The following is a 20863-nucleotide window of genomic DNA, read 5'->3' as shown; positions in this document are numbered from 1 at the left end:
CTTCGGGGCGGCTGCGTCCCGAAGGCCACCCTTCGGGGTCAGTGCTCTTCGAGCATCTCCGTGACGAGCGCGGCGATCGGGGACCGCTCCGAGCGCGTCAGGGTCACGTGCGCGAACAGCGGGTGCCCCTTCAGCTTCTCGATCACCGCGGACACCCCGTCGTGCCGCCCGACGCGCAGGTTGTCGCGCTGCGCGACGTCGTGCGTCAGCACCACCCGTGACGCCGTGCCGAGCCGCGAGAGCACGGTCAGCAGCACATTGCGCTCCAGCGACTGCGCCTCGTCCACGATCACGAACGCGTCGTGCAGCGAGCGGCCGCGGATGTGCGTCAGCGGCAGCACTTCGAGCATGCCGCGGTCGAAGACCTCATCGAGGACGTTCTCGCTGACCAGCGCGCCGAGGGTGTCGAAGACCGCCTGCGCCCACGGCTGCATCTTCTCCGACTCCGAGCCGGGCAGGTAGCCGAGCTCCTGCCCGCCGACCGCGTACACCGGCCGGAACACGACCACCTTGCGGTGCTCGCGGCGCTCCATCACCGACTCGAGCCCGGCGCACAGCGCGAGCGCCGACTTGCCGGTGCCCGCGCGCCCGCCGAGCGAGACGATGCCGACCTCGGGGTCGAGCAGCAGGTCGAGCGCGATGCGCTGCTCCGCGGACCGCCCGTGCAGGCCGAACGCCTCCCGGTCGCCGCGCACCAGCCGCACCTGCTTGTCGGCGGTGACCCTGCCGAGCGCGCTGGAGCTGTCGCCGAGCAGCCGCAGCCCGGTGTGGCACGGCAGCTCGTCGACCCCGTCGAGCCCGAAGTCCAGCAGTTCGATCTTCCCGTCGTGGAACAGCGCGTCGATCGCCTCGCGGGGCACGTCGATGTCGGCCATCCCGGTCCACCCGGACGGCGTGACGTCCTGCGCCCGGTACTCGTCCGCGTCCAGCCCGACCGCGCCCGCCTTGACCCTGAGCGGGATGTCCTTGGTCACCAGCGTGACGGAGTCCAGCTCGGTCGCCAGGTTCAGCGCGCAGGCCAGTATCCGGTGGTCGTTGGCGTCGGTGCGGAACCCGGCGGGCAGCACCGTGGGGTCGGAGTGGTTCAGCTCGACGTGCAGGGTGCCGCCGTGGTCGCCGATGGGCAGCGGCGCGTCGAGTCTCCCGTGCGCGCGGCGGAGGTCGTCGAGCAACCGGAGCGCTTCGCGGGCGAACCAGCCCAGTTCGGGGTGGTTCCGCTTGCCTTCCAGCTCGCTGATCACCACCAGCGGCAGTACCACGGAGTGTTCGGCGAACCTGGTCACCGCCCACGGGTCGGACAGCAGCACCGACGTGTCGAGCACATAGGTCTGCCGCGCGGAATTCGGAACGATCGAGGCTTTCTCAGTGCCGACGGCACTGGTCGAAGAGCGGCCGGAGGCCTTTCGGGGCAAACGCTGCGCAGTCACGACGGCATCTCCCTCGTGGGCGTGGCACCACGCCCGCACTCGCTGGGCCGGGCACTGCCCTGGTTGGTCCGCTCCCCTGACGCCGGTGCGTCAGGCGCGGCCACGAGGGCCGGGTGCCGGCCCCCTCGTGCGTTTCGCGAACGGTTTCACCGTTCCCTCAACCACAGCCACGACCAGGGCCTCCCGTGACGGCCCACCTTGGTCGTGGTCCGTCACCTCGGAAGCTACCTCCGTATCGGCGATCGTGCAGGCAGCCACACAGGTGATTCGCCAATTCGTCATCTCACGGTTAGTCGCGGGATACCAACGCAGTGTGCTATCCCCGTCGATGATCACTCAGTGTCATCTTTCACCCCGTCGAGCGCGATGCGGCCGAATAGGCTAACCCGAAAGGGACTCAGGCGTTCACCCGAAGGATTTTCATTGCCCTGTACCACGGTTCGAACATGTGCGCAGCCAGTGGATTAATGAACTTAACCAGGCCGAGTGACAAGCCGCCGCATTACTCACACAATCGGGTAACCGGACGATCACGACTCGGCCAAGTGGAGTAATTTGTAATCTGCCGGACATACCGCGAGCAACATCGGCGGCCGGCAGTTTCTCCCATTCTCGACCTAGGAGTGTGCGCAGTGCTGAAGAAGGCCGGATTCGTGACAGCGGCGGTTGCAGGCATGATGATGATCGGCGGAACCGCGTTCGCTGCTCCGGCGGAGTCCCCCTCCGTTCCCGCGTCCCACGGTGACGACATCACCTTCGCCGACGCCTACTACCAGTTCATCGAGGGTGGCGGCGCACTCGGCTACGGTGCCGCCTCGCTGGTCGCCGGTGCCTACGCGGGCATCGCCACCACCCCGTCGCTGATCGCCCACTCGCTGAGCCACCACTGAGCACGGTGCGCTAGCGGGTAACCGCCGCGGGCCCGGAATCCACTGGATTCCGGGCCCGCGCGCTGTCCGCCGCTCAGCGGCCGAGGCGGCGGTGCCTGGTCGCGTAGTCGCGCAGCGCGCGGAGGAAGTCCACCCTGCGGAATGCGGGCCAATAAGCCTCGTTGAACCAGAACTCCGAATGCGCGGACTGCCATAGCAGAAAACCGGACAACCGCTGCTCACCCGAGGTCCTGATAATCAAATCGGGATCCGGCTGGCCAGAGGTGTACATGTGTTCCGAAATATGGTCGACGTCGAGGATCTTCGCCAGCTCGAGAATCGAAGTCCCCTCGTCGGCGTGCTGCCGCAGGAGCTTCTTGACCGCGTCGGCGATCTCCTGCCGCCCGCCGTAGCCGACCGCGATGTTGACCTCCATCCCGGTGCGCCCGTCGGTCCTGGCCGCGGCCTCGGCGAGCCGCTTCGCGGGTTCCGAGGGCAGCAGGTCCAGCGCGCCGACGATGCGCAGGCGCCACGGGGTGTCCGGTCCGGACAGTTCGTCCACTACGTCCGGAATGATCTTCAGCAGCGCAGTGACCTCTTCGGACGCCCGGCCGAGGTTGTCGGTGGAGAGCAGCCACAGTGTGACCACTTCGACATCGGCCTCGCGGCACCAGCTCAGGAAGTCGGCGATCTTCTTCGCACCGATCAGGTGCCCGTCGGCGACGTCGGTGAACCCGGCTTCACGCGCCCACCTGCGGTTTCCGTCCAGGATGACGGCGACGTGCCGGGGGTGCTTGCCCCTGGCCTGCTGGATCAGCCTGCGGCTGTAGATGCTGTAGACGACGTCTGAAAGAAAGGACCGAACGCTCACGGGAAGGGAGCCTACGCACCTCCGCGGCGCCGTGTGCCGCACCACGGGGGGTGGCAGATGACCTACGGTCCCGTAGCCTGAAGCATGTGAGCGTAGCGACCGAGCCCCCATCGTCCTCGCCCGTCGTCGACACTCGTCCCCGGCTGCGCGGGCACATCCACTTCTGGTCCTTCTTCGGCTCGGTGGCTGCGGCCGCCGCGCTGATCTCACTGGCCGCGTCGACCGTCTCGGGCACCGCCGCGCTGGCGACCTCGGTCTACGGCCTGACCGTGCTCGGCCTGTTCGGCGTGAGCGCGCTCTACCACCGTCGCCTGTGGAGCCCGAAGGCGTACAAGTGGATGAAGCGCGCCGACCACTCGATGATCTTCCTGTTCATCGCGGGCACCTACACCCCGTTCACGCTGCTGGCGATGTCGCAGCCGACCGGGTACATCGTGCTCAGCGTGGTCTGGGGCGGCGCCATCGCGGGCGTCGCGCTGAAGCTCCTGTGGCCGCACGCGCCGCGCTGGCTCGGCGTGCCGATCTACATCGCACTGGGCTGGGTCGCCGTCTTCGTGCTGCCCGAACTGCTCACCCACGCCGGCGTCGCCGCACTGGTACTGCTGCTGGTCGGCGGCCTGTTCTACACCGCGGGCTCGATCTTCTACGCCACCCGCTGGCCGAACCACTTCCCGGAAACCTTCGGCTACCACGAGTACTTCCACGCCTGCACCGTGCTGGCCGCGACCTGCCACTACATCGCGATCTGGCTCGCGATGTACCCCGGCTGAGGTTCGCTCGCCCGCTATCACCACCACAGCCTTTCCGGGGGAAACTTGCCCGAGACAGGGCGCCGGACTCGTGGTGGGAAGTCCGTGATCAACCGGCCGAGCGCGAGCAGCACCACGTCCTTGCGATGCACCCCCAACGCATCCGCCAACCGCACCAGCGACACCAGATCCGTCGGTGGCGCGGCCACGCATTCCAGCACTGTCACGCTGTTCGCGGAATAGCCGGAACGCTCGGACACCTCAGCCACGCTCAGGTCGCTGCTCTCCCGGATCGACCGCAGCCGATCCCCGAACCGCACCCGGGGCTCTTGCTCGAATTCGAACAGCTCCTGGCAGCCGTGGCAGTCCTTCGACAGCACCAGCGATCCCAGCGAGTACGGATCAGGACGTATGACCGTCACGATTCACCCTCCAGTTCCTGTTTTTGCGCCTGAACGTGCTGGTAGTCCTCCAGCGCCAACAGGACGAGGTGGCGAGCCGACACCTCCAGCGCGGCCGCGAGAGCGACCAGTGTCGAGATCTTCAATTGCTGCCTGTCGCTCAGCTCCAGCACGCTGATGTAGTCCCGCGACAAGCCCGCCCGCTCGGCAACTTCCCACTGCCGCAGTTTCAGCTTCTTCCGCATCCGCCGCAGCCGGCCCCCGAACGACACCGTGACCTTGTCGTAGGTGATGAACTTGTACATCTCCCCACAGGCCAGGCAATGCCCCGGATTCCCCACCGCCAACATCACCGCGTCACCTCTCTTGCGCCGGGCTCAGTCGTCGCGTTCGGCGAACATTGCTTTGGTGTCGAAGAAATCGATCATCTCCTCAGCGCCGTCGCGGAGCTGGCGAAGGAACCGCACGAACTCCGGCCACTCCGCCGAACCACGAGGCGCCACGATCACCAGGCTCTCCGAACCCAGCGTCATCACCAGCGCCGCCTGGTTCACGTGACGGCCAAGGTTGCGCACCCCCGCCACCGCCCCCGGACCAGGGATCCACGTCCCTTCGAACGCCATGCCTTTCTCCTTCCTCGCTCGCGGCGTACCAGCTCCAGCGCTGCGCCTGTTCCTCGAACGCCTCTTTCGCCGCCGTCACCGCCGCCAATACCCACCACGGAATACGGCCCTGTGCGGCCAAATTCCGCCAAGCACCCGCGACTCCCCAGGACAGGACGGCCATTTCCGCCGCGCTGATGTCGGGTCGGTCGTATGCGGCGCTGTAGTCCCGGTACGCCTGTTCCCAGGCGTTGATCCGCTCGTGCGACGTCATCCGCCTTGCTCCTAGTTCTGGGCTGAGTCGGCGCGACGGTTCTCGACCCGCGCACGCCGTTCGAATTCCTCAGCGGCAACGGATGCCGCGTGACGAGACCAAAGTGGTGCCGCCAGATCGGCTGCCAGGGCACGCCAGGACTCCGCCACCGAGTGATACGCCAGCGCCAGACGCCGCACCGCTGCTACGTCGCCCACCTCGGAGCGCATCGCGGCGAACAGCGCGGCTGTCTGCTCGGCGTACGCGGCATTCCACCGAGCGACCGCCTCACGCGACGGCCGCTTGACCATCACGCAGCCGTCTTCTGCTCGTTCGGGCCGCTGGTCTTCGCCGTCGAGGACTTCGGCGGGGTTGCCGCCTTGGGCTCCCGCATCCCGGAGGCGCGCAGGACCCAGCCCTGGTACTTGAACTTCTCGCCCATGACGCGGGCCTCCACGGTCAGGCCCTCGAACACGACCGGCCGGAAGTCGAAACCCGCTATCGCCGCCGCGGGCGGAACCGGCTGAACCCGGTCGAGCAGGGTGCCCGTCGTGGACTTGTCGCGGTCCTTCTCCGCCGACGGGTCGGTCACGGTGACCTTCCACTGTGGAAGCCCGGTCTGCTCGTCGATCTTCTGCTTGGGCTGCTTGCCCCTGGCCTTGTCCTCGTTGGAGACGTATTCCATGTCCGGAGACACCGGGCCGACGATCGTCGCCCCTTCGGGAAACACCTGGTCGTGGTCGATTTCGAAACGCGTTCCGCGTGCTACTGCCATCTGGCTTTGCTCCTAGTCCGAGCACCCTTGTTCGGTGCTGTCCAACGTGTCTGACTCGGCCAGGCTACCTAGCCTGGCTAGACAAGTCAATCAACACGCGAGCGGTCTAGCTCGCTAGCTGGCCTAGACAGGAGCGATAGCCTGGTGGAGGCATGTATGGGCGTGTAATACACGTGTATTAGCGCCTGCACACCACGTCGACACAGGGAGAAGGACAGCCCTCATGGCACTCGACCCGGATGACCCGCGTCCGCCATACGTGCAGGTCGCCAACGCCCTGCGAGCGGCCATCCTCACCCGCAAGTTCACCGCCGGGGACAAGCTGCCATCTCGGAACGAGTTGGCGAAGGCGTACAACGTCGCCCCGATGACCGTCCAGAACGCCCTACGCGAACTGCGAGAAGAAGGGCTGATCGTCTCCCGACAGGGCAGCGGCGTCTTCGTCCGAGAGCGCACCGAGCGCCCAGTCGGCCTGCGCCCGCACATCGAACGCGCCTTCGAGGCCCAGCACGTCACCATCGACTTCGCCGGATTCTCCGGCGAGACCCTGCACGGCGTCATCGCCGAACCGCTGGACAAGATCCGCATCGGTCGACTGCGCCCGGAGTCCATCACCGTGCGACTCCTTGTGCCCGATCCGCGCCAGCCGTGGAGCCTCCCGGTCACCGTCGAGGACCAGGCCGACAGCCCCGCCTTCCGCCAGCGCGCCGAAGAAATCATGCGCCGCCACACCCTGGCCATCGTCGACTCCGTCACCGAGCTGGCCGAACTCGGCCTGGTCAACGAAGCCACCGCGGAAATCCGAGTCCACCCCACAGCGCCGCTGTTCAAGCTCTACCTGATCAACGAGGAAGAGGCGTTCTTCGGCTTCTACCCCGTCCGGGAGCACGTCATCACCTTCGGCGGCAAGACCCAAGCCATGTACGACCTGATGGGCAAAGACGCCATCCTGTTCCACCACTCCGCCAACGACGATGACACCTCCACCGGCAGCCAATACGTCGACCAGGCCAAAGCCTGGTTCACCAGCATGTGGACCACCGTCGCCAAGGAGTACACCCGGTGACCACCGGCGACGAGGCCAAAGCCCGCGAACTCCTGGCCAACGCCAAAGCCCTACTCCTGGACTTCGACGGCCCCATCTGCTCCGTCTTCGCCGGACTCCCGGCATCCGCGGTCGCCGAACAACTCCGCGTAGTCCTGGCTGACGGGGGACACACCGAGCTGCCCGAATCCGTCGCCAACGCCGACGACCCTTTCGATGTCTTCCGCTACGCCGCCACACTCGGCGACGACGAAGCCCGCTACGTCGAAGCCGCCTTCACCGCACTCGAAGTCGAAGCCATCGCCACTGCTGAACCCACCCCAGGCGCCCACGCCCTCATCCACGCTTGGCACAACACTGGCCGCCCACTCGCCATAGTCAGCAACAACAGCATCGCAGCCATTGGGGTATACGTAGATCTCTACAACCTTAATGGGACCATCGACGCATTCTCTGGCCGCAGTAACTCGATAGCCTCACTCCTAAAGCCTGCACCACACCTGATTTTTCAGGCAGCCGAAAATCTGAACGTGGCCACAACCGACTGCATACTGGTAGGCGACTCAACCTCAGACACCCAGGCGGCTCGATCCGCAGGATGTCGAACAATCGGGTATGCCAACAAGTCCGGCAAGCGATCTCGTCTTGTTTCCGCTCAGACCGACACCATCACAGGAGATATGGTCAATCTTGCAAACTTTAGTATGGGATAGTATTCAGTGCACGCTTTAACTAGCCTGCCGCGCTTTTCAATCTGATATCCAGCCCAACTCCCGCCCATAATTTCTCAGTTTAGTGAGACAATACTGAGCAATCGACGAGCGATTAGCTGGAGTCATTGCTCAACTTAAGTGTATTGGCCGCTACATCATGCCAAGTCTCACGAATTGGACCTTGCACCTCAATCGGGATGCCAACCGGCGCAGATCCCGCGATATCTTCATACGACCTAGCCGTGTTCATCGATATCTCACGGGAAGTGTCCGGCCACAGAATAATCGACCTGGAACCCACACCCGGAGTTCGAAGAAATCTTTTCAGCTCAGCTAGCTCCACACCAGAAGGAGGGCTTCCTTCTCGATGATCAATGTTGATCGGCACAATTCGAGCGTCGTCTGCTGCCAGCGCTTCTATGGCTCGACCTGTTGACGCACGAAGTTCCCCAGCCGTCACACCTCCGTCATGCATTACTGTGGGCGAGAAGACTTTTGGGAGAAAGTAAGATAAGTTGTTCGCTAAGGTCGTCTTACCGGTTCCAGAAGCGGCATATAAGGGAAGCAGCGTGCCTTCACCTCGGCTAAATACCGCATACGCGGCATCTTCCAAAGTGTTTTGAGTTTTCTCCTCTGGCGTGACCAGGAGGCTCACCACCTCAGGACCGAGACGGTCTACTAGAGCTTCATAGCGTGCAGGGAACACCAGTTGCTGTAGAACATGCTGGTTCGGGTCGATGTCAGCCACGTATGAACTTCCTATCATTTGATAGACGCCTATTTACCATCAAGTTGCTGCCGAATTTGGCTCTATGGGATCAAGGGCGCGCCGCCGGGCGGCGCGCCTGGCACGTAGGGAGCCCCTCGCCTGGGCGGCCGCATCCGCGTCCGACACGGCGGGCTGCCGCTCCGCTCCGCCCACCGGCCGGGCGGTGCGGCCGCGAGCGGGTCACCCCGCACAGCGCCGCCCGGCGGCGAGTCAGGTCTTCCCTTGGCCAACGTCGGCCTCCTTGGCGAGCATCGTGATCACCAGGTCGCCAGCCCGCCGAAGGCTGTTACGCACCGTGTCCGGAACCCGATCACCCCGACGCCATATCGTGACAACGGCCGGTCGCACCACCGGCCGCGTTCTGGGCGTCGTGTCGGGATGAAGGCGGAAGGGTGGGCAGGGGGTCGCCAGGCCGTCAGGCGTCGGGCAAGGGCGAAAATCCGCGAGAACCGGTGACAAGACATGCGCAGGTCAGGGGCACTATTCGGCGATCTTGGCCAGGTCGTCGAACCCGGGGATCAGTTCATCGCGATCTGGCTCGCCAGGTACCCGGCTGAAGTCCACCCTTCGCGCGTTCACCCGGCCTGGGAATCCTGTCCACCAGGGACTCCCAGGCCGGTTTTCGTCGTACGGAGACGATCTTGTGGTTTTTCGCGCGGGACTCAACATTCCGCTCGCTCCACCGCGTTTGAAGTAGGTAACGATCACCGGAGGAGCTTGGGAAGGAGTGCTGGTGCACGAAGGTTTCGACCTGTTCGTCGCCGAACGGCTCGATCGGCTGTTGCGGTACGCCACCGCGTTGACCTGCGATCCGCATCTCGCGCAGGACATCGTGCAGGAGGTGCTGCTGCGCGCGCAGCCGCGGTGGGCGCGGATCGGGTCGATGAGATCGCCGGAGCTGTACGTGCGGCGGATGGTCACCAACGAGTACCTGTCGTGGCGTCGGCGACGGGCGGCGAAGGAGATTTCGTCCGAGCACCACACCCTCAACGCGATCGCCGCCCCGACCGGTGACGTGGCCGCCGAACACGCCGAGCGGGCCGCGATGCGGGCCAGGATCGCGATGCTGCCGCGCAAGCAGCGGGCCGCGATCCTGCTGCGCTACTACGAGGACCGCACCGACGCCGAGATCGCCGAGGTGCTCGGCTGCGGCACCGGCACTGTGCGCAGCCATCTTTCCCGCGCGTTGAGCACGCTTCGCGCCACCGGGTACGCCGAATCGACGGCCAAGGAGGCCTGGGCATGAATCTCGACCGAACCGAAGCCCTCATCCGCGACGCGCTGACCGAAGAGGCCGGCCGCGCCGTCGACCCCGGCGCCGTGCGCGCCCGGTTGCACGAAGGCAGTCGCCCGGCCCGGCGCTACCGCGCTCCGATCATGGCGGCCGCGGCCGTCGTGGTGGTGGCCGCGGCCGGAATCGTCGTGCCCCAGCTACTGGACCGCCACGGCGCGGCTCCCGCGGCCCCCGCGGCATTGGCAGCGAAGGACCTGAACGTCCTGGTCATGGGCCTGGATTCCGGCCCTGGCTCGCCGCGCGCCGACTCGATCGTGCTGGCCCATCTCGGCCAGGACGGCACCGGGAGCGCCGTGTCGATCCCCCGTGATTCCTGGGTGGACGTGCCCGGTCACGGCAAGCAGCGGCTGAACGGCACCTACACGCAGGTCCGAGACGACGAACTCGCCAAGGGGAAGAGCCCGGCCGACGCCGATGAGGCGGCCGCTCGCGCGATGTCCACCACCGTGCAAACGCTCACCGGGGTCACGGTCGACCACTACGCCACCATCGACATGGCGGGTTTCGCCGAGATCAGCACCGCCGCGGGCGGCGTGCCGGTCTGCCTGAAACACGCCATCGACGACCCGCTGACCGGGGTGTCGTTCCCCGCCGGGCAGCAAACCGTGTCCGGGGACAAGGCGCTGCAGTTCGTGCGCCAGCGGCACGGCCTGCCCAAGGGTGACCTCGACCGGATCGTCCGGTTGCAGGCGTTCCTGCGCTCACTGGCGAACAAGGTGCTCACCGCGCCCGAGGCGACTCGCGAACACGCCCTCACCACCCTGCTGACCACCGTGCGCGACAAGGTCCACACCGACCCCGGGTGGAACCTGCTCGACCTCACCGGCCAGTTGCTCAAGCTCCGCGGCGACACCCTCCGCCTCGGGACGGTGCCCGTCAGCGACACACCACCGCCCGCCGCGGCAGGACCGGCGCTCGGAGTCGACCCGGCGAAGGTGCGTTCCTTCGTCCAAGACCAGTTCGCGCCCGGCGCCGCACCCGCTCCCGGTTCTGGCGACGCACCCTGCGTCAACTGACCCGGAACAGGAGCATCGAGCCGTCTTCCCAATAGAGACTCACCGGTTTCGGACTCCACTGTGGACGGTCATTCTCCTGGCTCGTCCACAGTGGAGTCTTCGGTGCGGCGACCGCGGCGATGGCCAGCCGCGTCCGTCCCCGGACGATCGCGATATCGCCGGGATGTCGCTTGAGCACTTCCGCCACCCGGTAAGCCGCACCGGACGCCGGGCCGCTGGGGATCGCCGCGTGCTTCCTGGGCGCTGAATGTTTGACCCGCCTCGCCACGTCCGCGAGCGCGATGAACGGCCAGGCGAGGTTCGCGAATACCTCGGCGATGACCTCCCCGGCACACCCCAGCGGCCCGCCTTCCCGCTCACGCCGCTGATCTCGCCGGGTGCCCACCGTCACCCGCTTCAGGCCGGTCACCTGCACAGGCTCCTGCCACGCCGCTTCGAAATGGCGCCGCAGCCCCGAAATCACCTGTTCGTCTATCATTCCCAGCTCCCTCTACGGCGTCGACAACGATATACTGGCCGACACTTGCCGGTGGCAATCTCTGCGAAATCTGCTCGGAGTCTTCAAGGAGACACGTGGCTCGTACCGATCACTACCAGGATCCCGACGCGCCTCGGGCAAACAGCATCGTCGTGGCAACGACCGCGTTCATCACCGACGAACACGACCATCTGCTGATGATCCGGCGAACCGACAACGACCTGTACGCCATGCCAGGTGGCGTACAGGAGATCGGTGAGACGATCTCGGAGGCGGTGGTGCGCGAAGTCGAAGAGGAGACCGGTGTCCACGTCGAGGTCATCGGTCTCATCGGCATCTACAGCGACCCGGAGCACATCATCGCGTTCACCGATGGTGAGGTTCGCCAGGAGTTTTCGATCTGCTTTCGCGCCCGGCCGCTCGGCGGCGAACTTCGAACCAGCGATGAGAGCAAGGAAGTGCTGTGGGTCGATCGCGACCAGCTGGCTGACCTGGCCATCCACCAGTCCACTCGGCTTCGCCTCCGACACGGGTTCGAGAAGCGCGCCGAACCGTTCTACGCGTAGTCGATTCCGGCGGACCGCAGCGGTCGCTGGGTTCGGTTCACCGCACCGACGAGTTCGGGCCGGGCCTGCCGGATGAATGCGGTGACGAGATCCGTCGGCCCGTAGCGCTCCCGGATCTCCGTGATTCGCTGATCGACTGTGGAGGCGAATCGGAGTGTGTTCATCGGCGATAGTGGTAGCCGAGACGCTGATCTGAATATCAGGCCAGTGCGGCGGGTGGGGTGTCGGCCCGGCGGCCGGAGCGGACCGCCGCGACGGCTTCCGCGATGCCGATGATCCCGGTCTTCATGGCATCGGCGTCCAGGGAGTAGGGCAGGCGCAGGAAGCGTTCGAAGGCGCCGCCGATGCCGAAGCGCGGGCCCGCGGCCAGGAGCACGCCGAACTGGGGCGCGACGGCGGCGAGTGCCGAGCTGATGGGGTCCGGGAACCCGGCCCATACCGACAGGCCGCCGTGGGACTCGCCGATGGTCCAGTCCGGCAGGTGCTCGGCGACCAGATTCACCAAAAGGGCGCGGGAGCGGCGGAGGTCGGCGAGCCTGGCGGGCAGGATTTCCCCTATTTCGCCCAGTAGTTCCGCGCAGGCGAGTTGCTCCACCACCGGGGTGCCCAGATCGACTTCGACCCGCGCCTGGTTCAGCCGTTGGACCAGGTCGGGGTCCGCACGAATCCAGCCGACCCGCAGGCCGCCCCAGAACGTCTTCGCCATCGAACCGACCGTGATGACGCCGCGGTGGTGCACGGCGAGCGGCGTCGGCGGGGCGACGTCGAGACCGAGTTCGGCCATCGTTTCGTCCACTACGACCGGACACTCCGGACGGAACGAAACTCGGTCCACTTCGGACATGCAGCGGCCGGTCGGGTTGTGGAAGTCCGGCAGGAGGTAGGCCAGCGCGGCGCCCCGCGTGGCCGCCGACAGGGTTTCGACGTCCCAGCCGTCGTCCGTGACCGCGACGGGGGCGATCCGGCACCCCGCCGCGCGAAACACCCCCAGCGCGTGCGGGTAGCTGGGGTGGTCGACCACCACGCGGTCACGCGGGCGCAGCAGCGTGCGGGCGAGCAGGCCGATCGCGTGCTGCGCGCCGTTCGTGACCAGGATCTGGCCGGGGGTCGTTTCCAGCCCGCGTTCGGCGTACCGCCTGGCGATCGCGGCACGGAATTCGGGCAGCCCCGTCGGCGAATACCCGTGGCGCGGCAGGTGCCGGGGAAGCTGGTTCAGCGCGTTCGAATACGCGCGGTGCAGCGCTTCACCTGGTGCGAGCGGGGCCGCGTGCGAGAGGTTGATCAGGTCGCGGTCACCGGCCACGACCTCGGGCCGCCGAGTGCCGTGCGGCACCCTGGTCCGGCTGCGCGCGCGGTCGCGCGCGCTGAGGTAGCCCTGTTCGCGCAGGGTCGCGTAGGCCGTCGACACCGTGGTCCGGCTGATCCCGAGCACCGCGGCCAGGTCCCGCTCACCCGGCATGGCGGTGGCCAGCGGGAGCCTGCCGTCGAGGATGAGCAGCCGGATCAGGTCGGCGAGCCTGCGGTGCGCCGGTCCGGGGCCCGACCAGTCGCCCAGCAGGCGGGCGATCGCGTGACTACTGGTCTGCACGAGGGCCAGTGTCTGTCATCTGGACCTTTCTTTCAAGGCCAGATCCCGGGCACGCTGACCGGGTGAAAACCCATTCCGTGTCCCGGCGGATGACCGCGGTCGAGCAGCTACGCGCCGAGAAGAAGGTGCGCAGGCTCCTCCAGCTCCTGGTGGGGCTGGTGGGGTACGGCACCTCGCTCACCTTCCTCGTCGAGTCCTCGCTCGGCGCCTCGAGCTGGAACGTCCTGACCGAGGGCATCTCGCTCCACACCGGACTGACCTTCGGCTGGACGACGAACCTGATCGCGGTGGCCGTGCTGGTCTTCTGGATCCCGCTCCGCGAGCTGCCGGGGCTCGGCACCCTGCTCAACGTCGTGCTCGTCGGGCTGTCCGCCGATCTGGCCGCGGAATTCCTCCCGTTGCCGAATTCCCTTGCGCAGCAAGCGATCTACTACGGTATCGGCCTGCTCATGTTGACCTTCTTCGACGCGGTCTACCTCGGCGCGCGCTTCGGCTCGGGGCCACGAGACGGGCTCATGACGGGCGCGGTCCGGGTGTCCGGCAAGCCCATCTGGCTGGTGCGCGCCGCGATCGAAATCGTCGTGCTGGCCGTCGGCTGGCTGCTCGGCGGCACGGTCGGTTTCGGCACGGTGCTGATCGCGTTCGCGATGGGCCCGCTGGTCCAGCTCTTCCTGCGCTGCACCACCGTCCGCCTCGACGGCGACCGGCGGGAGTCAGCGGAATGCGTCGCGAAGGGTGTCGCGTAGCCAGCGTTGCGCCGGATCGGCGTCGAGCCGCCGGTGCCAGCGCAGTCCCACTTTCACTTCGGGCAGTGGCGCGGGAATGTCGAACCAGCGCAGGCCCAGGGTTTCGCTGTACTGCTCGGCGAGGCGCTGGGGTACGAGCCCGACGTAGTGGCTGGCCCCGACCAGCAGCGCGGCGACGGCCGAGGTCGGGACGACGGCGGCGACGCGGCGCTGCAGGCCCTCGGCGTCGAGCACGTCGTCGAGCGGCCCGCGGCTGCGTCCGCGGCGGGACGCCGAAACGTGCGGGTGCTGGCAAAGCTGCGCCAGGGTCGGGCGGCGGTGGCGCCCGAGCGGGCTGTCGGCGCGGACGATGCCGACCACCCGCTCGCTGTAGAGCAGCGCGGTCCGGATGTCGGAGCCGATGTCGTCGCCACTGGCACCGATGTCCAGATCGATCGAGCCGTCGCGCAGCGCTTCGGTGCTTTCGCTGCCCTCGGCGACGAACCGCAGAACCACACCGGGGGCGGTCGCGGCCGTGGCTTCGACCGCCGCGACGGCCAGCGTCGCGGCGACGCCGTCGTTGATGCGGATGGTGAAGGTGCGCTTGAGCTCGGCGGGGGTGACCTCGCGATCGGCGCTGATCAGCGCGGACGCTTCGTCGAGCAGTGATCGCACCCGCGGCGCGGTACGCAGCGCAAACGGCGTCGGCACCATCGAGCGGCCCGCGCGCACCAGGATCGGGTCGTCCATCGCCCGCCGCAACCGGCCAAGCGCCCGGCTGGTCGCGGGGATGGACAGGTGCAGGCGTTCGGAAGCGGCCGTGACGCTCCCGTCCTGGAGCAGCGCGTCGAACACGCGCAAGAGGTTCAGATCCAGTTGCTCGGGCATAGTTGCATCATACGCAAGAGCCCTTTGCCAAAGTTGCGTGGCACGGAGGCCGTGCTGGTCAATACCGTCGTGGACATGCCTTCCACCATTCCGGCTCGTGTTCACGCGCCCCGGTCACCAGACCGGTCCCCCCGTCCGGCTTCGCACCGCGGCCTGCTCACGATCATGTGCGCCTGCGTCGCACTCGTCGTCGGGATGGTCGCCGCGATCAACCTCGCCGTCCCGATGCTCGCCGCGAGCGAGCTGCACCCGTCCGCATCCGGGCTGCTCTGGGTCGTCGACACCTACGTGATCTTCTTCGCCTGCCTGGTGATTCCGGGCGGCGCCGCCGGCGACCGCTTCGGGCGCAAGGGGGTCCTGATCACCGGGCTGATCCTGTTCGCGGCGGGCGCGCTGGTGTCCGCGGTCACGCAGAACGTGGCCCTGCTGCTCGTCAGCCGCGCGACCACCGGGGCCGGTGCCGCCGCGGTGCTGCCCAACACCCTCGCCGTCCTGCTGCACGCCGTCCCCGCCGAGCGCAAGAACGCGACGATCGCGGTCTGGGCGTCGATGACCGGGATCGGCGGGGTACTCGGCAACGTCGGCGGCGGCGCCGTCCTCTCCGGCGGGTCGTGGCGCTGGCTGTTCGCCGCCGCGGTGCCGATCTCCCTGCTCCTCGCCGCGCTGGTGGGATTCCTCGCCCCGGTGTCGCCGCGCCACGACCGCCGCCTCGAACCGCTCGGCACGGCCCTGTTCGTCGGTGCGTCGGTCGCGCTGCTGCTCGGCATCATCCAAGGCCCCGAAACGGGCTGGGGCAGCGCCACCGTCATCATCGAGTTCGCCAGCGCCGCAGTGCTCTTCACCGCATGGACGCTCGTCGAACTCCGCGCCGAACACCCGCTGCTCGACCCGAGGCTGTTCCGGCTACCCGCCCTGCGCAGCGCCTGCCTCGGCATGACCACCGTCTTCTTCGGCATGTTCGCGCTGTTCTACGTCAACGCGTCGTTCCTCCAGTACGGCAAGGGGTTCAGCGTCCTGCAGACCGGCCTCGGCATCATCCCGCTGACCGTCCCGGTCATCCTCGCCGCGCGCCACGTCGGCCGCCTGACGCACCGCATCGGCCTCGGCGGCACCACCGCGCTCGCCTTCGCCTTCGTCGGCGGTGGTCTGCTCGGGCTGTCTACAAGCGACACGAACACGTCCTACTTCGTCTACGCCGCATGGCTTGTCGTGACCGGGATCGGTGTGACGCTCGCGCTGCCCGCCCTCTCCGGCGCCATCGCGGGCGCGCTTCCCCCGGCGCAGGCCGGAGTCGGCGCCGGGCTGCAAGCCACCACCCGCGAGTTCGGCAGCGCGCTCGGCGTCGCCGTCATCGGCACCATCCTCACCGCGCGGTTCACCAGCGCGCTGCCCGCGGACGTCCGCGACGCGCACACGGTGGCCCAGGCGCTCACCACCGCACCCGGCCGCGCGCACGACATCACCACCGCCTTCGTTTCCGGTACCAGCACCGGATTGCGCGTGATCGGCATCGCCGTCCTCGTTCTCGGCGCCCTCGTCGTCCTGCAGTCCCCGCTGTCCCGGCGAGGACGCGCCTGATCCGCGGCAACCCGCCGCGGCACCACCAGAAAAGGAAGAATCACATGAACGTGTTCGTCACCGGCGGCACCGGATGGATCGGCTCGGCCGTCGTCGACCACCTCGTCGAGACCGGGCACCAGGTCACCGGCCTCGCCCGCTCCGACGCCTCCGCCACCGCACTCGAACAGAAAGGCGCCCGCGTACTACGCGGCGATCTCGACGACCTCGAAGGCATTCGCGCCGGGGCCTCCGACGCCGACGCCGTCATCCACCTCGCCAACAAGCACGACTGGGGAAACCCCGCCGCGAGCAACAAGGCCGAGCGGGACGCGGTCGAGACCATCGCGGACACGCTCGTCGGCACCAACCGGCCGTTCATGCTCGCAGCAGGGCTTTCGGGACTGGTCGAGGGCAGGCCCACGCTCGAATCCGACACGTCGCCCGCGGTCGGTCCCGACTCCCACCGCGGCGGCGCCGAAAATCTCGCGCTCGAGTACGTCCAAAAGGGAGTCCGCGTGGTCAGCGCGCGCTTCGCGCCGTCGGTGCACGGCGTCGGCGATCACGGCTTCGTCGCACAGCTCGTGTCGGCAGCCCGCCGGCACGGCGTGTCCGCCTACATCGGCGACGGCGCCAAGGCGTGGGCCGCGGTGCACCGCCTCGACGCCGCCAAGGTCGTCCGGCTCGGGCTCGAAGGCGCGCCTTCCGGTTCCCGGCTGCACATCGTCGCCGAGGAAGCCGTTACGACGCGCGAAATCGCGGAGGCCATCGGGCAGCACCTCGGTCTCCCGGTGGTGTCGATCGAACCCGGGGACGCGGGTGAGCACTTCGGCTTCGTCGCGCGGTTCTTCGGCATGGACATGTCCGCGTCGAGCGCGCGCACGCGCGAACTCCTCACCTGGACGCCTTCCGGGACGACCTTGGTCGAGGACATCCTGGCCGGCGCCTACGCCTGAACCGCACCACGAGAAAGGAAATCACTGTGCCAGAGGAACCTTTTGAAGCGACCGTCACGGCGTTCATGCTGGTGAAGACCACACCCGAGTGGCTGGGCCTTTCGGTCGAGCAGCGGGTGGAAGCGTTCAAGACGAAGGTGCTCCCCGAGATCACCAAGAGGACGAACGGGGTCCGGTCGCGCTTCTACGACACGGAGTTCTATTCGGCTCGCGTGACCGACGTGTGGGTGTGGGAAGCGCGCGATCACCAGGCGTACCAGCTCCTCGTCGACGCGCTGCGGGAAACGCCCTTCTGGGACCGGTACTTCGACGTCGTCGAGCTGCTGGTCGGCGTCGAGAACGGGTACGCGAAGAACTACGACTTGGACACCTTCGCCACCGTCACCACCTGAGGCGGGTACCGGTGAGGACCAGCACGGCACTGGTCCTCACCGGAAGGCGGCAGCAGGGAAATCGCCATACCCTGAGGGTGACCTTCGGGACTCCAACGTCGCGAATGCCACCGACGCGCCCCGCGCGGCGGGGAGCGTCCAAGTCGCGTGCAGGGCCCCCTGGGCCCTCCAAATTTGCGATGGCGGGGGCGCCCGCAACTCAACAGCCACTCACCTCAAGAGCCGCGCTCCCGGCAGCGCAAATTTCGGCACGCGATAAAAAATTCAGGCACGCGACAAAAATGCGGCGTCGAGGAACTGTTCGGGGATGGCGAAGGCGTCGACCAGAGTTCGCGCGTGCGGGCGTAGCTGTGTGCACAGGTCGTTCACCGCGGCAACGACGGCCTTGGAGCGGGCCGCGGTGAGGCGGCCGTGTTCGAGGAACCACGCCCGGTCCGCCTCCACTGTGGACAGCACGTACAGGTCGCACAGGTGGTCCAGCAGCGCCTTCGCGTCGGGGTCGGGGCAGCGGTCGATACCGGCGACGAAGGCTTCCAGCACGATCCGTTCCACGTGGACGCGGCCGGCGCGCAGCACGTGGTCCTGTGCGTCGTTGAACACCTCGAACGGGTCCTCGGACGCGGCGCGGCGCAGGCGGCGGGCGACTCCGTCGAGCACGTGCTCTTCCCTGTCCTCGAACAGTTTCACGTGCCAGCCGCGGTCGAACAGGACGTCCTCGTCGTCGTGGCTCGCGTCCACCAGGCGTTCGATCACCTGGCGCGCCGCCGTCCGTTCGATGACCGCGCCGACGAACTGCTCGGCGACGAACCGCGCGGTGGCCAGCGTGCTCAGGTCTTCGAAGTGGTCCTTGTAACTGGTCAGCAGGCCCTTCGCGACGAGCTGCAGCAGCACCGTGTTGTCGCCTTCGAACGTGGTGAAGACATCGGTGTCCGCTTTCAAGGCGGGCAACAGGTTCTCGGCGAGGTAGCCCGCGCCACCGCAGGCTTCGCGCGCCATCTGGATGGCGCGGGTGGCGTGCCAGGTGGACACCGCCTTGATCCCCGCGGCCCGCGATTCGAGTTCCCGCTGGCGCTGCTCGTCGACGTCGTCGGCGCCCTGGATGTCGTGCAGCGCGCCGACCAGTTCTTCCTGCGCGAAGTGCAGCGCGTAGGTCGCCGCCAGCGCGGGCATGAGCTTGCGCTGGTGCGCGCGGTAGTCCAGCAGCACCACCTCTTCCTCGTTGCCGGGGCGGAAGAACTGGCGCCGCTGCTCCCCGTACCGGACCGCGATCGCCAGCGCGCGCTTGGTGGCGTTGCCCGCGCTCCCGGCGACGCTGACGCGGCCGCGGATCAACGTGCCCAGCATGGTGAAGAAGCGGCGGCCGTCGCTTTCGATCGGGCTGGTGTAGGTGCCGTCCTCGGTCACGTCGCCGTAGCGGTTCAGCAGCGCTTCGCGCGGCACTCGCACGCCCGCGAAGCCCAGCCGTCCATTGTCGACCCCGTTCAGCCCCGCCTTCCTTCCGCAGTCCTCAATGGACACACCGGGCACCGGGCCGTCGTCGTCGGCGCGGATCGGGACCAGGAACGCGTGCACGCCACGGCTTTCGCCGCCGGTGACGAGCTGGGCGAACACCACGGCCAGCTTGCCGTCGCGCGCGGCGTTGCCGATGTACTCCTTGTGCGCGTCCTTGTCCGGGCTGTCGATCACGAACTCGCGGGTGGCCGGGTCGTAGGTGGCCGTGGTGCGCAGGTGCTGCACGTCCGAACCGTGCCCGTGCTCGGTCATCGCGAAGCAGCCGGGCAGGTCGAGGTCCATGATCGGGCGCAGGTAGCGCTCGTGGTGGCGCGCGGTGCCGAGTAGCTGGACGGCGCCGCCGAACAGTCCCCATTGGACACCGGCCTTGACCATCAGCGACAGGTCGCCGAAACCGAGCATCTCGAACGACGTCACCGAGCCGCCGATGTCGCCACCGCCGCCGTATTCGCGCTCGAACCCGAGCCGGGGGCGGTCCGTCTTCGCCAGTTCCCGGAGCTGCTCCAGTACCTGGATCCGGTGCGCCTCGGTGTCGAGATCGTGCGCCTCGCGGAACGTGCTGTCGGTCATCTGCGCGCGCACGCTCTTGCGGAGCTCGCCCCACCGGCCGTCCAGCACCTCGGTCAGCGCGCCGACATCGACCTTCGAGGGAATGACTGGCTGGTCCACGGTTCCTCCGTCGGGCACGGAACAGGCTGGCTACTGAGTAGTAACCAGCCTGCCCCAGTCCTAAACGGACCGCAGCCCGAGCCCGGCCGGTTGACCGGTACGAGGGACCCGCGCGCTCAGCCGAGATCGGGGCCCTTGGTGCGCAGGTCGTCGACCTTGCTCATCGCTTCGCGCAGCTCGCCGAGCCAGTTGTCGGCGTGCTGGCCGACGAGCCGGACCGCCCACGCGAGCGCGTCGGACCGCGACCGCGCCACACCCGCGTCGACGAGGGTGTCGAGCACCAGCCGCTCGGGCTGCCGGAGCCGGGTCATCACCGGCGCGGCGAGCGTCGTGAACAGCTCCTCGGTCCCGCCGAGGCGCGCGCCCCAGGCGACCTTGCGCTGGTAGCGGTGCTCCGCCTGCCGCGCGATCTCGATGCGCTCGTCCCTGGTCTCCTCGCGGAACCGGCTGATCCGGCCCGCTTCGGCGGCGGCGCGCGCCGCGTCGTCGGCCTGTTCGCCGGTCAGCGGCGGGAGTTCGCCGACGATCAGGATTTCCTCGCGGTCCACGGTGACCTCGGGGGCGCCGGTGAACCAGCCGTCGGGCAGCCTGCCCTCGAACCAGCCCGCCGCGTCGTCCGCCGGGGGCACCTCCGTCTGCTGCCAGCCCCGGCCGCGTCCGTGCCAACCACGTCCCATCGGACCTCACCACCTTTGATTACTTGATTACAACACTACTGAGACTACGCGCGTATCAAGCAGAAAAGCGG

General features: G+C 67.7%; 25 protein-coding genes. 11 read left to right on the top strand and 14 right to left on the bottom strand.

All coding sequences use genetic code 11. The features are described from left to right. Positions 1-38: 38 nt before the first annotated feature. On the bottom strand, positions 39-1322 hold the full coding sequence (gene phoH2, locus ABD256_RS19265; RefSeq protein ID WP_344420222.1) for an RNA 5'-3' helicase PhoH2: 1284 nt from the start codon (positions 1320-1322) through the stop codon (positions 39-41). 758 nt (positions 1323-2080) lie between these two features. Here phoH2 and ABD256_RS19260 point away from each other — a divergent pair. Next, on the top strand, positions 2081-2317 hold the full coding sequence (locus ABD256_RS19260; RefSeq protein ID WP_344420219.1) for a hypothetical protein: 237 nt from the start codon (positions 2081-2083) through the stop codon (positions 2315-2317). Between the two features lie 73 nt (positions 2318-2390). Here ABD256_RS19260 and ABD256_RS19255 read toward each other — a convergent pair whose 3' ends face one another. Further along, entirely contained in the window at positions 2391-3167 is a 777-nt protein-coding gene (locus tag ABD256_RS19255; RefSeq protein WP_344420216.1) for an isoprenyl transferase, read from the bottom strand. A gap of 86 nt (positions 3168-3253) precedes the next feature. Here ABD256_RS19255 and trhA point away from each other — a divergent pair, with 86 nt between their 5' ends. Beyond that, positions 3254-3937: a PAQR family membrane homeostasis protein TrhA gene (gene trhA / locus ABD256_RS19250; protein WP_344420213.1), complete on the top strand. Its 684-nt coding sequence runs from the start codon at positions 3254-3256 to the stop codon at positions 3935-3937. Between the two features lie 17 nt (positions 3938-3954). Here the strand turns inward: trhA and ABD256_RS19245 are convergent, their stop codons facing one another. The 5 genes from ABD256_RS19245 to ABD256_RS19225 all read right to left on the bottom strand — a co-directional run bounded on the left by ABD256_RS19245 (position 3955) and on the right by ABD256_RS19225 (position 5947). Continuing rightward, complete coding sequence (locus tag ABD256_RS19245; RefSeq protein WP_344420210.1) at positions 3955-4296, bottom strand: helix-turn-helix domain-containing protein; 342 nt, start codon at positions 4294-4296, stop codon at positions 3955-3957. A gap of 38 nt (positions 4297-4334) precedes the next feature. Continuing rightward, on the bottom strand, positions 4335-4667 hold the full coding sequence (locus ABD256_RS19240; protein WP_344420524.1) for a helix-turn-helix domain-containing protein: 333 nt from the start codon (positions 4665-4667) through the stop codon (positions 4335-4337). Between the two features lie 27 nt (positions 4668-4694). Further along, on the bottom strand, positions 4695-4940 hold the full coding sequence (locus ABD256_RS19235; protein ID WP_344420207.1) for a hypothetical protein: 246 nt from the start codon (positions 4938-4940) through the stop codon (positions 4695-4697). Between the two features lie 264 nt (positions 4941-5204). Further along, positions 5205-5483: a hypothetical protein gene (locus ABD256_RS19230; protein ID WP_344420521.1), complete on the bottom strand. Its 279-nt coding sequence runs from the start codon at positions 5481-5483 to the stop codon at positions 5205-5207. Continuing rightward, complete coding sequence (locus ABD256_RS19225; RefSeq protein WP_344420204.1) at positions 5483-5947, bottom strand: hypothetical protein; 465 nt, start codon at positions 5945-5947, stop codon at positions 5483-5485. The genes ABD256_RS19230 and ABD256_RS19225 overlap by 1 nt, the downstream gene beginning before the upstream one ends. A 223-nt stretch (positions 5948-6170) precedes the next feature. On the opposite strand from ABD256_RS19225, the gene ABD256_RS19220 reads away from it, so the two are divergent. Both ABD256_RS19220 and ABD256_RS19215 read left to right on the top strand, forming a co-directional pair. Next, a complete protein-coding gene (locus ABD256_RS19220) occupies positions 6171-7013 on the top strand; it encodes a GntR family transcriptional regulator (protein ID WP_344420201.1) in 843 nt (280 codons plus the stop codon). Then, positions 7010-7705: an HAD family hydrolase gene (locus tag ABD256_RS19215; protein WP_344420198.1), complete on the top strand. Its 696-nt coding sequence runs from the start codon at positions 7010-7012 to the stop codon at positions 7703-7705. Before ABD256_RS19220 ends, ABD256_RS19215 begins: the two co-directional genes overlap by 4 nt. Before the next feature lie 112 nt (positions 7706-7817). Here the strand turns inward: ABD256_RS19215 and ABD256_RS19210 are convergent, their stop codons facing one another. Further along, positions 7818-8453, bottom strand: coding sequence for a hypothetical protein (locus tag ABD256_RS19210; RefSeq protein ID WP_344420195.1), 636 nt, complete (start codon positions 8451-8453; stop codon positions 7818-7820). A gap of 748 nt (positions 8454-9201) precedes the next feature. Here ABD256_RS19210 and ABD256_RS19205 point away from each other — a divergent pair. Further along, positions 9202-9720: a SigE family RNA polymerase sigma factor gene (locus tag ABD256_RS19205; protein WP_425546471.1), complete on the top strand. Its 519-nt coding sequence runs from the start codon at positions 9202-9204 to the stop codon at positions 9718-9720. Further along, positions 9717-10784, top strand: coding sequence for an LCP family protein (locus tag ABD256_RS19200; RefSeq protein WP_344420189.1), 1068 nt, complete (start codon positions 9717-9719; stop codon positions 10782-10784). The genes ABD256_RS19205 and ABD256_RS19200 overlap by 4 nt, the downstream gene beginning before the upstream one ends. Here the strand turns inward: ABD256_RS19200 and ABD256_RS19195 are convergent. Further along, on the bottom strand, positions 10777-11262 hold the full coding sequence (locus tag ABD256_RS19195) for a hypothetical protein (protein WP_344420186.1): 486 nt from the start codon (positions 11260-11262) through the stop codon (positions 10777-10779). The two genes, ABD256_RS19200 and ABD256_RS19195, sit on opposite strands and share 8 nt — an antisense overlap. Positions 11263-11357: 95 nt before the next feature. Here ABD256_RS19195 and ABD256_RS19190 point away from each other — a divergent pair, with 95 nt between their 5' ends. Then, entirely contained in the window at positions 11358-11828 is a 471-nt protein-coding gene (locus ABD256_RS19190; RefSeq protein ID WP_344420182.1) for an NUDIX hydrolase, read from the top strand. Here the strand turns inward: ABD256_RS19190 and ABD256_RS19185 are convergent. Next, a complete protein-coding gene (locus tag ABD256_RS19185) occupies positions 11819-11992 on the bottom strand; it encodes a hypothetical protein (RefSeq protein WP_344420179.1) in 174 nt (57 codons plus the stop codon). The genes ABD256_RS19190 and ABD256_RS19185 overlap by 10 nt on opposite strands. 35 nt (positions 11993-12027) lie before the next feature. After that, positions 12028-13416: a MocR-like transcription factor YczR gene (gene yczR, locus ABD256_RS19180; RefSeq protein ID WP_344420176.1), complete on the bottom strand. Its 1389-nt coding sequence runs from the start codon at positions 13414-13416 to the stop codon at positions 12028-12030. Positions 13417-13478: 62 nt separating this feature from the next. Between yczR and yczE the strand changes: the two genes are divergently transcribed. Further along, entirely contained in the window at positions 13479-14162 is a 684-nt protein-coding gene (yczE, locus tag ABD256_RS19175) for a membrane protein YczE (RefSeq protein ID WP_344420173.1), read from the top strand. Here yczE and ABD256_RS19170 read toward each other — a convergent pair. Continuing rightward, positions 14130-15029: a LysR family transcriptional regulator gene (locus ABD256_RS19170; protein ID WP_344420170.1), complete on the bottom strand. Its 900-nt coding sequence runs from the start codon at positions 15027-15029 to the stop codon at positions 14130-14132. The two genes, yczE and ABD256_RS19170, sit on opposite strands and share 33 nt — an antisense overlap. A gap of 165 nt (positions 15030-15194) precedes the next feature. On the opposite strand from ABD256_RS19170, the gene ABD256_RS19165 reads away from it, so the two are divergent. Genes ABD256_RS19165 through ABD256_RS19155 form a run of 3 tightly spaced genes read left to right on the top strand, consistent with a single transcriptional unit; the run spans position 15195 to position 17934 of the window. Continuing rightward, positions 15195-16607: an MFS transporter gene (locus ABD256_RS19165; RefSeq protein WP_344420518.1), complete on the top strand. Its 1413-nt coding sequence runs from the start codon at positions 15195-15197 to the stop codon at positions 16605-16607. A 44-nt stretch (positions 16608-16651) separates the two neighbouring features. Further along, on the top strand, positions 16652-17542 hold the full coding sequence (locus ABD256_RS19160; RefSeq protein WP_344420167.1) for an SDR family oxidoreductase: 891 nt from the start codon (positions 16652-16654) through the stop codon (positions 17540-17542). 26 nt (positions 17543-17568) lie between these two features. Then, positions 17569-17934 carry a darcynin family protein gene (locus ABD256_RS19155; protein ID WP_344420164.1) on the top strand — a complete coding sequence of 122 codons (366 nt, stop codon included), beginning with the start codon at positions 17569-17571 and terminating at the stop codon, positions 17932-17934. Between the two features lie 264 nt (positions 17935-18198). Here ABD256_RS19155 and ABD256_RS19150 read toward each other — a convergent pair whose 3' ends face one another. Then, complete coding sequence (locus tag ABD256_RS19150) at positions 18199-20115, bottom strand: acyl-CoA dehydrogenase family protein (protein WP_344420162.1); 1917 nt, start codon at positions 20113-20115, stop codon at positions 18199-18201. 116 nt (positions 20116-20231) lie between these two features. Then, positions 20232-20792 carry a hypothetical protein gene (locus ABD256_RS19145; RefSeq protein WP_344420160.1) on the bottom strand — a complete coding sequence of 187 codons (561 nt, stop codon included), beginning with the start codon at positions 20790-20792 and terminating at the stop codon, positions 20232-20234. Positions 20793-20863 lie beyond the last annotated feature (71 nt).

It is taken from the genome of Amycolatopsis minnesotensis, from assembly GCF_039529815.1.
GTDB classification, from domain to species: Bacteria; Actinomycetota; Actinomycetes; order Mycobacteriales; family Pseudonocardiaceae; genus Amycolatopsis; species Amycolatopsis minnesotensis.
Note: the sequence above shows the minus strand (reverse complement) of the source record. Positions and strands in the feature narration are given on the sequence as shown.